Source organism: Lewinella sp. LCG006, from assembly GCF_040784935.1.
Taxonomy (GTDB): Bacteria; Bacteroidota; Bacteroidia; order Chitinophagales; family Saprospiraceae; genus Lewinella.
Genome location: NZ_CP160680.1, coordinates 6,113,301 through 6,127,776, shown reverse-complemented (window position 1 = coordinate 6,127,776; position 14,476 = coordinate 6,113,301). Strand labels below are relative to the sequence as shown.

12 protein-coding genes are annotated in these 14,476 nt (G+C 46.9%); 8 read left to right on the top strand and 4 right to left on the bottom strand.

The window, feature by feature from the left end; all coding sequences use genetic code 11:
* Window positions 1-205: 205 nt before the first annotated feature.
* Together AB0L18_RS22200 and AB0L18_RS22195 are read right to left on the bottom strand one after the other, a co-directional pair.
* Window positions 206-1,669: a radical SAM protein gene (locus AB0L18_RS22200; RefSeq protein WP_367389520.1), complete on the bottom strand. Its 1,464-nt coding sequence runs from the start codon at window positions 1,667-1,669 to the stop codon at window positions 206-208.
* Window positions 1,662-2,717: a nucleotidyltransferase domain-containing protein gene (locus AB0L18_RS22195; RefSeq protein WP_367389519.1), complete on the bottom strand. Its 1,056-nt coding sequence runs from the start codon at window positions 2,715-2,717 to the stop codon at window positions 1,662-1,664. Before AB0L18_RS22195 ends, AB0L18_RS22200 begins: the two co-directional genes overlap by 8 nt.
* 153 nt (window positions 2,718-2,870) lie before the next feature.
* On the opposite strand from AB0L18_RS22195, the gene AB0L18_RS22190 reads away from it, so the two are divergent.
* The 6 genes from AB0L18_RS22190 (at window position 2,871) to AB0L18_RS22165 (ending at window position 9,011) form a co-directional block, all read left to right on the top strand.
* Window positions 2,871-4,691: an O-antigen ligase family protein gene (locus AB0L18_RS22190; RefSeq protein ID WP_367389518.1), complete on the top strand. Its 1,821-nt coding sequence runs from the start codon at window positions 2,871-2,873 to the stop codon at window positions 4,689-4,691.
* 167 nt (window positions 4,692-4,858) lie between these two features.
* Window positions 4,859-5,857 carry an NAD-dependent epimerase/dehydratase family protein gene (locus tag AB0L18_RS22185; protein ID WP_367389517.1) on the top strand — a complete coding sequence of 333 codons (999 nt, stop codon included), beginning with the start codon at window positions 4,859-4,861 and terminating at the stop codon, window positions 5,855-5,857.
* Window positions 5,858-5,869: 12 nt separating this feature from the next.
* Window positions 5,870-6,097: an acyl carrier protein gene (locus tag AB0L18_RS22180; protein ID WP_367389516.1), complete on the top strand. Its 228-nt coding sequence runs from the start codon at window positions 5,870-5,872 to the stop codon at window positions 6,095-6,097.
* Window positions 6,098-6,271: 174 nt separating this feature from the next.
* Window positions 6,272-7,333 (top strand): 3-oxoacyl-ACP synthase III family protein, encoded by a 1,062-nt coding sequence (locus AB0L18_RS22175; protein WP_367389515.1) that lies wholly within the window; start codon window positions 6,272-6,274, stop codon window positions 7,331-7,333.
* A 107-nt stretch (window positions 7,334-7,440) separates the two neighbouring features.
* Window positions 7,441-8,373: a glycosyltransferase family 2 protein gene (locus AB0L18_RS22170; protein WP_367389514.1), complete on the top strand. Its 933-nt coding sequence runs from the start codon at window positions 7,441-7,443 to the stop codon at window positions 8,371-8,373.
* Entirely contained in the window at window positions 8,364-9,011 is a 648-nt protein-coding gene (locus tag AB0L18_RS22165; RefSeq protein WP_367389513.1) for a GNAT family N-acetyltransferase, read from the top strand. The genes AB0L18_RS22170 and AB0L18_RS22165 overlap by 10 nt, the downstream gene beginning before the upstream one ends.
* Here AB0L18_RS22165 and AB0L18_RS22160 read toward each other — a convergent pair.
* Window positions 8,935-9,819: a hypothetical protein gene (locus AB0L18_RS22160; RefSeq protein ID WP_367389512.1), complete on the bottom strand. Its 885-nt coding sequence runs from the start codon at window positions 9,817-9,819 to the stop codon at window positions 8,935-8,937. The two genes, AB0L18_RS22165 and AB0L18_RS22160, sit on opposite strands and share 77 nt — an antisense overlap.
* Before the next feature lie 17 nt (window positions 9,820-9,836).
* Window positions 9,837-11,486, bottom strand: coding sequence for an SGNH/GDSL hydrolase family protein (locus tag AB0L18_RS22155; protein ID WP_367389511.1), 1,650 nt, complete (start codon window positions 11,484-11,486; stop codon window positions 9,837-9,839).
* A gap of 120 nt (window positions 11,487-11,606) precedes the next feature.
* On the opposite strand from AB0L18_RS22155, the gene AB0L18_RS22150 reads away from it, so the two are divergent.
* Together AB0L18_RS22150 and AB0L18_RS22145 are read left to right on the top strand one after the other, a co-directional pair.
* Complete coding sequence (locus AB0L18_RS22150) at window positions 11,607-12,527, top strand: phytanoyl-CoA dioxygenase family protein (RefSeq protein ID WP_367389510.1); 921 nt, start codon at window positions 11,607-11,609, stop codon at window positions 12,525-12,527.
* 6 nt (window positions 12,528-12,533) lie between these two features.
* Window positions 12,534-14,471 carry a phytanoyl-CoA dioxygenase family protein gene (locus AB0L18_RS22145; protein ID WP_367389509.1) on the top strand — a complete coding sequence of 646 codons (1,938 nt, stop codon included), beginning with the start codon at window positions 12,534-12,536 and terminating at the stop codon, window positions 14,469-14,471.
* Window positions 14,472-14,476: the final 5 nt, after the last annotated feature.

The window sequence follows — 14,476 nt, the reverse complement described above, 5'->3', positions numbered from 1 at the left end:
GAGGTCGCATTGGTGCTTGCCCGTTATTCATAACATTAAGTAAATACAATGTGGTCGTAGTGTAGGCTCTAATGCAGCGAATTATAATTATGAGCCTATTCATAAATGTGTGCTTGATTAAACAATAAAAACCTCTGCACCTCCGCGTCCCTGCCTGCAAGGCCAGCTTGCTGGCAGGCAGGTCTGCGCGATTCCTCTCTTATTGCTACTTCGAATCCTGCAATCTTTGCAGCCTCAACCGATCAATCCACATCGCCGGCAGATAATACCCCGTAGCCACCACCGACCGCAGACTTTGCGCACTGGCCTGCAAAGGTCGCCGCAAGAGCCCCGTAAAAGCCTCCCAACCTTGCTGCAAACGAAATACCTTATGCACATAGCGGTGAAGCCGACGGTAATAAGCCGGCGAAAAAGTCGCCTGGTACATCATGGCCAGATCGTCAGAGTCGGTCCAGTTTTGCTTGTTTTCGAGCTGGTTAGCTACGATGTCAAAGAATTTTGTGCCAGGCAAAGGGTAGGAAACGGAGATTCCGATATCATCAGGTACCAGTTCGCGCACCATCTTGATGGTTTTTCGGATATCTTCCTTGGTTTCTCCGAGGTAACCAAATTGCAGAAAGAAGCCTACGCGTACCCCTCGGGCTTTCAGCAAGCGAGTCGCTTTGTAAATTTGTTCCACTGTCGTCCCTTTGTCCATGGCATCCAGGATGGCTTGCGAGCCGGATTCGGCCCCAATCCACACTTCGTCCAGGCCCGACTTTGCGAGGGCATCAATGGTGTCGGCTTCCAGCAGTAAGTCTGCCCGCGACTGTATCTTGTAGCGGGGTTTTATCCCCAGCTGGTCGATTTCTTTTTGAAACTGCTGCACCCAGCCGGGTTTCAGACCAAAAATATCGTCACACACCCAAAAGTATTCGGCTCCTTTCTCCTGCATCAGCATGGCCATCTCCTGGGCTACCCGGCGAGGTGAGCGGGAGTTGTAGCGATTGCCATAAATGGGCTTGGCACACCAGTTGCATTTAAAAGGACAGCCCCGCGTGGTGGCAATATTTAAGGAGAAGAAGCCGCGCCCATTGCGCCATATTTCTTCGTACCCACTCGTGTCTATGAGGTCCCAGGCGGGATCCGGCAGTTCATCCAGATTCTTCAATACGGGGCGTTTGGTATTGCTGATGAGTTTTCCATCATTGTAATAAGCGACGCCCAAGATATCTTTAGCCGCTTTGGTTTCCCCATTTTTGAGCAAGCCACACAATTCCGATAAGGTCAGTTCTCCTTCGCCTTTGATGACGAAGTCGGCTCCAGCATCGAGGTACAAGGCTGCGTGATCGGTAGCATCTGAGCTACATACCAAGATGTAATCCACTTTTTCGCGAGCTATCCGGATCATCTCCAGCGCGGCATCACGCATCACCGTCAGGCACATCTTACTGAGGTAGTTGAAGCCATCATCGTAGATCACCAGGAAATTTGGCGATTGCGTCAGGTAAGGCTCCAGTTCCTTGGGCGAAGAAGCGAGGTTGGTGTCAAACAGTTCTACTTCATAGCCTTCCTGGCGCAGCAGGGCCGCTGCATACATGGTACCGTAAGGAGGGTAGGGGCGTTGGTCCTCCCACTGCTTAGCGTCAAAACGATAAAAATAGGCATTGGTAAACAGTACCTTATTCATGATTTTCGGGCAGTTTTCTTAACAATAAGGCAGGGCGTTCCAATTGAACTTGATGGCGCTTCTCAAAAGATTGGATACGTTCTTCGTAGGCGTTTAAAACTTTGGATTGAAAATCCTGGGGATGGTGCTTTGAGACATATCTGCGTGATTTTAAAGCGTTGGCAAATTTGTCAGGATCAAAATTTTGGAATTTCTTTTGCCAATGATGAAGTGTAGTGCGCAGGCAATAGCCATCTACCCGCTCTCCCCATTCACCATTTAACAGGTGCTCCATGTTTCTCTGCAGAAAACTCTCCTGAAAGGGGATGGTTTTTTCTGTCTCCTTTTCGGGAAAATTGGGGCAGTACTCTTGGGTCCAGGCATTTACTTTGCAGAATGCTCGATAGAGTTTTGCATTGTAAAGAGGTACCAGTGTTACAACTTCCGTCGCGGTGAAAAGGTTCTTCTCTTCGATCTCCAAGTGATCTTCGTCTACGAAGTAATTGACACAGAAGTACTTGTGCGAATTGAGTAGGAATATTTTTTTGAAGAGTACCAAAAGGGTTCTGCTTACCCATAAACGTCCGGGTTTGGTGACGATGAAATAGTCTATATCTCCATCTTTTGGCATCACATTTTTGGAGAGTGCTCCTGACAGGAATACTCCACGGACGTAGGGGAACCGGCGGATAAGTTGTGCCATTTTGTAGGCCCGAGCGAGGTAGCGGGTCGCCCGATGGTTATGCTCCTTGCGTTTTGTTATCCATTCGGGCTTGTCTTGGCAGGCGTAAAATTGTTCGTGTTGGAAAATATATCCTTTCGCTATTCCTGTCTGTAGCGCTTGCTCTACGGTTTCTCTTTTACATCCCTGTGCTTGGCAAAAGTGCAGCAGCTCAGTAATCGTCAAAGGGTAAGAGAAGACCTCAAAATACAAAAGGGGCATTAGGACATAATGCAAGGGAGCGTTGGTGTCAATAATGGCTGGTTGGTATGGACTCAGATTTTTGAACATGGAATTCGTTGCACCGTAAAAGGAAGGCGGTTGATCTAGCGTATTAGGGTTCGACAAGAATAGGGAAATTTTCAAGAATCCTGAAAAATAGCTCTACTTTTAGTCTTGTAGGCGGTAATATTCTGCTAAATTACGGCAAAAATAATTAGTGTTAATTAGGTAGGACGTGAAGAGCGATCTAGGTTCGCAAAATTTCCAAATCAGCTATAGATGTCACAAAGTCGAAGTATATCCGTTTTTTTATTGGGTGCTTTACTACTTACTTTTTTGATCAAGGTGCCGGCACTGATAGACGAATTTCACGTTAGCCGGTTTATCGTGGCTACGCTGTGCTGCTTTTGGGCGATACTACTGGTTTTTCCCAAGTTGAAATCGATCAAGCTAAATCCGATGGACGGCTTGTTGTTTGGTTTTTATTTCCTGAACCTCATTTCGATCAGTTGGGCAGATAATTTTGGCGAGGCCATTTTTACCAGTCAGAAGTACCTGCTTTTAGCAGTGATCTACCTTGCTTTTAGATTGATCTTTGAAGAAGATAAGAAGTATGTAGATACGCTTTATCCAATACTGATAGCTACAGCGGTGATTGCTTGTCTGGTGCCAACCATTCAAATGATTGGTGTGGCAAGTGCTCAAGGCTTGGGTGGTAATGCGCTGTACAATATAGCCGGGCATTCTGGCCACAAGAATCTGGCTTCTTCTTACCTCTTTTTATTGTTTTCCTTGTTGTTATACTGGACCAAATCGCTGAATAAAAAACCCTGGCTTTACCTTTTGTTGGCTTGGATGGTGCTGTTGATTTTACTCCTCCGTGCGCGTGCTGTTTACCTGGCCATTGGTGCTTTTGCAGTGATTAATATTGGCTATTTCTTATTGGCAGACGCGTCGCTTCGGCAACTGGCCTTGCGGCGAATATTACCTACGATAGTGGTCTTGGCAATTGCGGGTGGTGCCATTATTGCCCTCTCAGGAGCAGGGCAGCAATACCTGAAGTATTTGAACCCAGCGACCTATTCCCAAAGTGCCTCCGCGATAGAGCGGAATTTCGTGTGGTACAAAACCAGGGACTTGATTAAAGACCGCCCTGTTTTAGGTTATGGCAGTGGCAATTGGAAGTTGTTCTTTCCTAGTAAAAGCGTGGAGGGAGCTTATCGTATTCAAGAGAAAGACCTGATCTTCACCAGGGTACACAATGACTACCTGGAGGTGTGGGCAGAAGTAGGTATTCCCGGCTTGCTACTGTTTTGTGGTGTTTTCGTTTTCGCTTTTTGGCAGGCTTGGCAAGGTTTCCGGCGAGCAAAACCTGCTTTCAAAACACGCTGGGTGCTTTTGGGGGCTACTTTGCTGGGGTTTTGTATTATTTCTTTCTTCGATTTTCCGAAAGAGCGAATTGAACATCAGGTAATATTGGCTTTGTTGCTGGCATTGATTGGTTATGAAAGAGTAAAGGGGAGCAATAGCAGGCTTGTTAAGTTGGATGCCAAACAACAGCGGATGTTGTTCTCTGGGAGCTTGATACTGTTGCTAATGATCAACCTCCCAATTGGTTATTATCGCTTCGTGGGAGACGCTGCCAGCAAGCAAATTATGACTTTCCGTAACACGGATAAATTTGGCATAATTAAGACCAACGCCATCAAGGGCAGTTCTTTTTGGTACAACGTCGACCCAATGGTCATCCCGCTCAGTTGGTACCAAGGAGTTGCAGAATACAGCATGGGCAACTACGAAGCAGCCCGAACTTCTTTTGAAGATGCTTATGAAATCAATCCCTATAATTTCAATGTCATCAATAATTTGGCCAGCACCTTGGTGCAACTTCAAGCCTACGAAAATGCTATTCCGCTGTATTTGAAAGCACTAACCATTAACCCGAAATTTGAAGAAGGGATGTTCAATCTTTCATTCGCTTACTACCAAACTGGGGCGCTAGAGGAAGCGCTGGCATTGGTAAACAAAACAGAAAGCAATCCGGAAAAGAAGGAAGTGTTTCGCAAACAAATCCAGGATGCTTTGGATGCGCGGGATTAGAGCTACTGATCTTTACTAAACACTCAAGAAATTTGTGTGCTGGTAGTCATCCAGTTATCAAGTCTAAAATTAGCCCTAAATTTGCCTGGCAGAACAATTTTGATCTATGAAACGCTTGGTTTTTCTATAATGATGGTAACTGAGACTTACAGGAGAATATCAAGTTTATGAAAAAAGCAGTGGTACTCGGGGCGGGCGGCTTTATCGGAAGCCATTTGGTAAAACGGCTAAAATCCGAAGGCTATTTAGTTACCGGAGTCGATTTAAAATACCCGGAATTTGCCGCTACAGAGGCCGACGAGTTCATTATCGGAGACTTACGCGAGGAAGAAGTTTGCAAGCATGTTTTATGTACTAAACCTGATGAGGTTTATCAACTCGCCGCTGACATGGGAGGAGCAGGGTATTTGTTTACGGGCGCCCATGATGCGGAAGTAATGCATAACTCTGCCTTGATAAATCTCCATACCGCGAAATGGGCCACCCATTTTTCCGTCGGCAAAGTCTTTTATTCTTCTTCTGCTTGTATTTATCCCAAACAAAATCAGACCAACCCCGATGATCCTCGCTGCTACGAAGCATCAGCCTATCCCGCAGATCCTGATAGTGAATATGGTTGGGAAAAGTTATTCAGCGAGCGTTTGTATGCGTCCTTCCACCGAAATTATGGGCTGGAAGTAAGGATCGCTCGTTTCCACAATGTTTACGGCCCTGAAGGAACCTGGCAAGGGGGCAAAGAGAAAGCCCCAGCGGCTATTTGTCGGAAAGTAGCTCAGGCTCGGAATGGTGATAAAGTAGAGGTATGGGGAGATGGTCGTCAGACCCGCTCTTTTCTGTACATCGACGACTGCCTGGATGGTATTCGGCAGTTCATGGCCAGCGACTTTATGGGACCAGTAAATATTGGCTCTGAAGAGATGATTTCCATCAATGATTTTACGGAAATGATCATCGACATATCAGGTAAATCGTTAGATATTCGACACGTTGAAGGCCCTCAGGGCGTTCGGGGTCGGAATTCCGATAATGCGTTGATTCGCGAGCGGGTAGGCTGGCACCCTCGGTATACTTTACGCGAAGGCATTGAGCAAACCTATCTATGGATTGCGGGCCAACTCAATCAACAGCAAGAGATTATAGATCTTCAACGGCTCCACCAAGCTTAACCTCCTGATTGGATGAATATTAAAGATTTTGTTACTCAGCTAGCGGAAGAATTTGATGATGAACCGCAACCCATTGAAGCCCATACGGCGTTCAGGTCACTAGACATGTGGAGCTCAATGCAAGCTTTAATCGTCATCGCCCGGATCAATGAGGATTACGAAGTATTGTTATCTGAAGAAGATTTGCAACAAAGCCAAACGTTTGCCGATTTGTTTGATCGAGTAGTAGCGCTTAAATAATGGTCGATATTTGTGATCGTATCCAGCGATCATTACTTTGACTTTTTTTTTTGCCACGTTACAGGAAGGCGCATCGTATTTTTTTGGGATTACTACTTATTGCTTGGCGAGGTATCTGTCTGGCTACCATCAAACCATCTAACCTTTTTCTTCAACCGTATAAAACAGCGTCGATTGGCTAATTTTTCCGTATCAGGTATTGAAATCCAGGCTATAGCGGCGGCTGTGCCGCAACAGCTGGTGTCTACGGCAAATTCTCCGTTGCTGGAAGCAGCACAAGAACAGCAGCATTTTATCAAAAATGTGGGAATTGCCCATCGCCGGGTGGCAAGCGCTGAGCATACGGCAGCAGATTTGTGCCTGGCCGCAGCGGAGAAGGTGCTGGATCAATTACAATGGGATAAAGCCACCATAGATGTCTTATGCCTGGTGACTCAAACACCAGACTACCTGACACCCGGTACTTCGACTATCCTGCAGGATCGACTGGGTTTATCTCAAAGCTGCTTGTGTTTTGATATTAACCTGGGGTGTTCGGCTTTTCCTTATGGTTTGGCAACGGTGGTGAATATGCTCAAGGCCATGCCCGGTGCTCGGGGGCTTTTGTTGATTGGTGATAAATCCAGTCAGCTGGTTTCACCTACGGACAAGAGTACGGCACTGCTTTTTTCGGATGCTGGTTCAGCGATAGCGCTAGCGAATACGGGAAGCGCCGAACAGATGCATTTTAGCCTTTTCTCCGATGGTAGTGGCTATCGCGATCTAATGGTAAAAGGTGGTGGAGGGCGCTATCCTTTTGGCGAAGATTCTTTAACGAAAAAGCTGGTACGGGAAGGGGTAGAACGCCACGCACTCCATCTGGAAATGAATGGGATCGCTATCTTTAATTTTACTATTCGACAAGTACTTCCGACGATCAAAGAACTTATGAAAACGCATGGCAAAAGGGTGGAAGAAGTAGACTTTTTTGTGTTCCATCAGGCCAACCGAATTATCAATGAATCCCTGCGGAAGATGCTCAAAATTCCGGTTGAAAAATGCCCGTCGATCTTACATGATTTTGGTAATCCCAGCTCGGCCTCCATTCCACTGACGGTCGTACAACAACTCAGGGAACCTTTGGGACAAGGGGCTCATCAGCTGCTGGCGTCGGGTTTTGGGGTCGGCTTATCCTGGGGTAATGTCCTGTTTTCGGTCAAAGAGCTGCCGATTATTCCGCTGATTGAGATTGGCTAAGCGCCGGAAAAAATAAGTCTAGTGCCCTGGGCAGAGGTAAACACATTTGCTTTTGTGGGAAAAACCATGCGTTCTAAGTACTTTTGAGGCTTCGAAAATATTGCATTATGTCATCCTGCCATTATTCCATTGTTACCTCCGCCTACCAGACGGCTGCTTTTCTGGAAGAGCTTCTGGAACGGATTGACTTGACTATGCAGCAGGTAGAAGGCGATTATGAAGTGATTTGTGTAGACGATAGGAGTCTCGACAACAGTTGGGAAGTTTTGAAGAAGGTGCAATTAGATAAAACGTACCCGCTAAGGCTGATTCGTTTGGCCCATAATCACGGACAGCATCGTGCACTGCTTTGCGGTTTACAGGCGGCAAGAGCTACCAAAGCGGTTGTTGTTTTGGATTCTGACCTGCAAAATCCCCCCGAGGAAATTCCTCGATTGATAGAAGCCTTCCAAGAATATCACCCCCAGGTCGTTTACGGGGTCGCGAAGGAAAAACGGCAGGCAAGTTGGCGAAATTTAGGTAGCCGAATTTTAGGCCGTTTTTTACTGCGCGAGGGAGCACTTACGCCTTACGCCTCTCCTTATAAACTACTCAGTCGGAAACTGGTCGATCAACTGATCACCTCTCGATTCGAGTATGTTTTCCTGGATGCAATGATCAGTTGGTACACCAAAGATGTTAGGATGGTGGAGGTGATCCAGAAAGAGCGTATCCATGGTAAATCAAGCTACCCTTTGGGCAAATTATTGCGAATGAGTATGCAAATCATCATCAACTATACAGCACTTCCATTGAGAGTGATGACCTATGGTGGGCTTATCGTCGCTTTGCTTTGCTTTGGATTAGGAATCTATTTTATCATCAATAAGATTTTCTTCGCGGTGCCCTTGGGTTTTACAGCTACCATTGTGATTATTACCTTTGGGCTGGCGATTATTATTTTTTCGCTAGGTATAATTGGGGAATATATTCGTCGCTTGTATTTTGCTCAATTGGGCAAGCCCAGTTTCCACATCCAAGAGATCAGCGAGTGCATTTAAGACAATACGGATTGGTGTTAGAAAGCCTGCGGCCTGCTTATCTGGAGCTGCTGCGCAATTGGCGTAATGATCCCGAGATACGGCAACACATGGAGTACCAGGCCTACATCAGCCCTGAGATGCAGCACCGTTGGTTTACCCAAGTCCATACGATTGAGAACTTCTATTTTGTGATTCTGGAAAGCTTGAGGCCGGTTGGTTTAATTCACTTGTCAGCTGTGGATGACGAAACGGGACAGGCAGGTCTTTTTATTGGTGAACCCAAATACCAAGGATCTACCGTACCGATTCGGGCATCCTTGAGTTTACTGGATTTTGCGTTCCATTCCTTGTACCTGGAATACGTAACGGCCAAGGTAAAGAAAGATAACCTGACGGCCATTCAATACAATAGTGCCTTGGGCTTTAAGGTCTGGAAAGAAGCGGAGCATCCCGATTTTTATTGGATGATAGTGGACCGAGAAGGGTACAATACGGGGGCAAAATCCCTGAAAAATGCAGCAGCCCTACTCGGTGATCCCAGGCTTAAGCTGACCCTGGAGGGTGATCAAGCCTTGGATGTCATGATCGAAAACGATCTGCAACGTAGGCGCGCCACTCTAAGCGGAAATTCATCGCTACAAATAGGGAAGGATTAAGGGCCCAGCGCCAGTATCTTTCCAGCAGCGGACGATCAGCATAGGGAAAACGCCGAATATCGAAATGTGGCCAAAAGTGCTCGTCCCGAATGCGCCGAAAGCAATTCCGATTGTGCCAGTAATATTCCGGATCGTGGGGGGGCATCACTTCCAGGCCAATGTGGAAGGTCAGGTGCTCCTCATCAATAAGTAGGGGGCTTTGCGCAAAAGCAAACAGATGATGCGCCAGGGTGACGCCAATAAAGGGAATACCTAGACAAATGGTCTCCAAGCGAAATTTCGGGAAAAGATCCCGATGAAAGACGAAGCAGTCGAAGCCGGGATGGGAGCGTCCGCGATCGGCATAAATGGCGGGTAAGTCATCCGGTGAGGTGTAGATCGAGGGAATCCTTCGGCGATTAATGATCAGCGCATCGTGTCCCTGTTCGATCAATTCCGTCACTCTCAGGTAGAAGTTGGGTAGCAGGCCAATGTCAACGTTGGTATAGATGAGGTAGGGCGTATCGGAGTAGGTATAAAGCCGGGAAATAATGTCACCAATAAGCGGTAGCTTACGAGGGCGGCTGAAAGATCGGATGTCTAGAATGGATCGTTCCAAATCCGGTACTTGTCTAAAGTAAGGCGGAATAATAGCCTGATCTTCCGGGAATTGGGTAGTGAGCAGGTCGATGCGGATATCGTTCTTTGCAGCCACCTCCTGGGCTTTTTGCATACTCGCAAAGGTAATCGGTTGTGCCAGCATTAACTCATGATCCGCGGGCAGTGCCACGGGATTGATGATGTGGGTAAAAGCGTTTTTTGATGACATACAGTATAGAGAAATAATCAGTTAGCGGGAATTGATCTCATCAAACTATCCAGAAAACGGCTGTAGCGTTCGTGCCCTTGTAGATTAAAATGGGTATCCTTGAGGTTGTAGTCTTTTTCACTGAGCTGTATGATAACGGGGGTTATGCTTTGAAACAAGTCAGGGTAATCTTTATCCAGGTCAGGCCGGAGATTTTTGAGGTCAGGAATGATGGAACAGACAAATTGACTCCCTTCCTGTTGACAAAGTGCTTCAATTTCTAGAAGGTAAGCTTCGGAGACGGGCCTTGTCGATCGATGCATCAGGTTCCGTTCAAAATATTCCTGATTGGGAGCGTTGGTTATGGATTGGAAAATACTAAATCGTTTGCCTAGCCTCCAAAAGATGGATCCTACTGAGGTGTAGGCACAAAATTTATTGAAAAAGCTGTTTAGTGGAATATAGTATTGATTGAGATAAAATTGAAATGCTTCTTCCGCTGTTGGAATGCGCTCGTAAGTGGGCCGCGCCATCATTACACCGGCATTGGTAGGATAGTAGACCATTTCGTAAGGTTTCGTTTCGACGGGGAAGTAAAGAATATCATTGCCTACAAAGAAATTGACGATCACATAATCTGGCTTTAGCATTGGAATAAACACCTTTGCGGCGGCGGCATATTGATCTGGACCAGTACCTGAAATGCCCGCATTGTAAACCACGTAACCTAAAGCACGCAAGTGATCCGCAAATGATCCAAACCAAGGTCGTGCCGACCAGCCGAAAGTAAAGGAGTCGCCAAGGAGTAAAACGGTAGGTCTATCCGTAGCATAGTTCTTAAAGGGAATACTCCGATAGCCATGACTGTTGATGGGGCGATTCAGAAATTCAAGATGAGCCCGGTCAAGTTCGTCGAGCAAAGTGTCCGGCCGCTGTTTTAAATCCGCCAGAAGGTGAGCGAAAGGCAGGGTAGGGGGCGCTTCTCTGAGTAGGGTCCAATCCTCAAAAATAGATATGGTGGAGAACGAGTAGGTCCTGTACGGGTCAGATTCTTTCGTTCTTTCTTTGCCTAGCCAAGTGCCGTTCGCGGCAAGCTCAGCGCCCTGTGCATTCACGTGGGTCAAGCCATATTCGTCTGCCGAGTAATCTTGCCAAACCACCAGGCTATCAACGGGATGAAAATAAGGATTGCCCTGGATGACGGAAGGGCTGATACCCAGGGAAAATAAGCCAAATTCAAGTAAAGCCAGCAGAAAGAAGGGCAAGGTCAGGAAATCAGGTCGCAGGAGTTTTTTCCAAGCAGTGCTGGTGTTTGGCTTCCAGAAATCCTTGGGTAGACGGATTAATTGAATCATCGCAGTTAAAAAGCAAAAAACCTCCAGCAAGAGGAAAGGATAATAAGCCCAGTGGAATTTCCAGATATGAATAAAGCCTAGAAGGAAGGTAGGCAGGATGGCGAAAAAGGCTAGCAAAAAAGTATTTAAAGCCCAGGATCGCCGGTTGGCAATGCCAATTAAAGTGAGCGTCAGGCAGAGAATGACGGGCGTAATTAATACCATGGACAAATAGACGGAAGTGCCCATTTTTTCTTCAAACAAAAGAAAAAGCGACACAATTTTCAATGCAAAGAGCATACTGGAACACAGTACCAATAGGAATACTTTTCGGCTTTGAACGGCATCTTTCATGGGGCGAAAATAGGAAATATTAAACTAGTTTTGCACTCCACCCTTTTGGTGTTAAATGTTAGAAGTTCCCTACCTTTGAAAGGTTTTTTGAATTACTCATTTGTCTGAATTACACCTGATATGCTTAGGAAAACATTTCTTGATCCCGAGTTGGAAGCCCAGTTTCAAAAAGATGGTTACGTAATTATCCCCTTTATCTCGGATGAGGAGGTAGCTACCCTGAAACAGGCTTTCTTCGATTCATTGCCGATGAGTGGGGGGAATATACTGGCAGGGGAAACGGGGGTAGACATGGATGAAATCACCTATGATTTCACATTTATCGACAAGAATCCTGAGTTCAAGAAAAAGGTATTCAACATCATTGCGGAATACTTTCAACCTCATGCAGATCGAATACTAGATCGGTATCGCCCGATCATAGCCAATTATATCCGCAAAAAAGCAACCGGAGGGGAGGTACCCTTGCACCAAAATTGGGCCTTTGTGGATGAAACTCAAGCGACCTCCGTTTCTATCTGGTGCCCTTTAGTAGACAGTAATGAGGAAAACGGCACCCTTCAACTGGTGCCGGGGAGCCACAAGCGCTACGGTCGCTACCGGGGCCCTATGGTCCCTTGGGAATTGGAGGGGATCAAGCATGATATTATCGAAAATTATCTGGTGCCAGCAAATATCAAAGCCGGACAAGCAGTAGTGCTGGATGACAGCATTGTCCACTACTCCGCCATCAATAAAACGCAGGGCTTACGTTTAGCGATTCAGCTGATTATGCTACCGCAGGAGATGCCCTCCATCCATTACTACCTGGATCACTCGAAATCCCCCACACAGGTGGAGGTGCTGGAAGTTGACCATGATTTTTATATGGAATTCAATCCCTGGAAAAAGCCTGAGAATGTCAAACGCCTCAGAACCATCCCTTTTAGGCCGAACAACTTAAGCAGGGAAGAATTTGCCGCCCAGCTTTTTCAACCGCGTTTTGATGAAGCGATTCCTAAAGGGGGCTTGTTCCAGCGCTTGAAAACACTATTTAATTGATAGGTGATGGAGGAAAGTAACCTTTTTCAGGACAGCTCACTCCAAGAACAGTTTGACCGGGAAGGCTATCTCGTCATCCCCTTCTTGTCTGTGGATGAAGTTGCACAGCTGCGCGACCATTACCGGCAGCATTTTTCGGAGCCTCCGCCTCACTTTTACTCCAGCACCTTTATTAGCGATGCGGAACGTAAAGCGGAGATTCACCTACCTATTCAGCGTCTTTTGCAGCCGAAGGTAGACCACTGTTTTAAAGATTTTCAACCGCTCGGCTGTAGCTTCTTGGTGAAGCCTCCTGGTGCTGGTGGGAAAATGCAGGTGCATCAAGATTGGACGGTGGTGGATGAAAGCCGCTTTTGCTCCCTCACCATTTGGATACCCCTGGTGGATACTACTGCCGAAAACGGAGCCATTCGGGTGTTGCCGAGGAGTCACCGCTTTTTTGATCAGCTGCGTGGTCCCTCGATTCCGGTGGTTTACGAGCAGCGCTACGCGGAAATCTGGTCGCAAATGGATGTTTTGGAGATGAAAGCGGGGCAAGCCTTTGTTTTCAACCAGGCCCTGATCCACGCCTCGAATGAAAACTGCTCAGATCACGATCGGGTAGCCGTCACCTACGGATTAATCCCCGCAGCGGCCCAGTTGCAGTTCTACCATCTGAATGAAGCCAAAAAGGTGGAAGCATACGAGGTAGAGACCGACTTTTTTCAGTACTATACTGAAATCGGTCAGCGGCCTACCCTTGGGCGGCAAGTTGCCGAGTATGCGGTGGATTTAAGCCCCATTTCGAGTTTTACTTTGCAAAAAAAGATCAATCAATCCAAACGGATGAAACCCATATTTCAAGATACGGCGATGCAGGCCCAGTTTGATGAACAAGGCTACACCGTCAAGCGTGTTTTCAACCCGGAGCAAGTCGATGAACTGTTGGCTTATTTTCATTCGCTTTCGCTAAAGGACCAGACTGGCTACGGTTTCTTCGTCAGCATGGATGATCCGCAGCGGCAATTAGTGGAGGAGATTACGGATACACTCTTTGCGAAAGCGATCCCTCAAGTAATGCCTCATTTCAAAGATGCACAAGCTTTTACAGCTGCTTTTGTTACCAAAGATTCCAACCCCAAAGGCGTAGTGCCCGTGCACCAGGATTGGACCTTTGTGGACCAGGAAGGCGACTACTATTCGGTCAATTGCTGGGTACCATTGATGGATGTGACCATCGAGAACGGGGCCTTAGGCGTGATCAAGGGGAGTCACCGCTTCCTGACGGATGTGCGGCCGTCGCCTTCGCCGCAGGTGGTCTCTCCCTTGCGGGATCATATGTTTTCGTTATTCCCTTACGTTCAGGTTGTAGAGCTCAAGGCCGGAGAAGCTATTTTCTTTGACAACCGTACTTTTCACGCGTCTCCGCCCAATGTGACGGACGAGCAACGAATCGTGATCGGTATGGGCTTCACGCACCAGGACGCCCAATTGTGCCATTACTTTATGAAACCAGATGGCCGACAGCAAGCGCTGCTGAAATACCACATTGATACAGCTTTCTTCCGGAAATACAACAATGCCCTGTTGGGGCAAATGTACGACGAGGGAAAGGTCATTGAAGATTACCCCCTGGTGGCGACCTTGCCTTACCAGCCACTCCAGCTGGATACTGATGAATTGGTCGACAGCATCAAAGCCGCCGGTAATACGATGAACGTGGCCCTGATTGAAAAGCTGGCCAAACTATTCAATTATAACTTGGATGGTTCGCAAAAAACACCACCCGTTCAGCAAGACACTGAGCCGGTGCCACAGGAAAAAACACCTGCTATAGAGGAACGCAGTTTTTGGCAGATCTATACCCCGATGAATATCCTGCGGGAAATCCGCCACCGTATTTTCGAAGTGTATACGCCGATGAATATTTTACGGGAAATCCGCTACCGCTTAACGGGTAAGTGACGAAA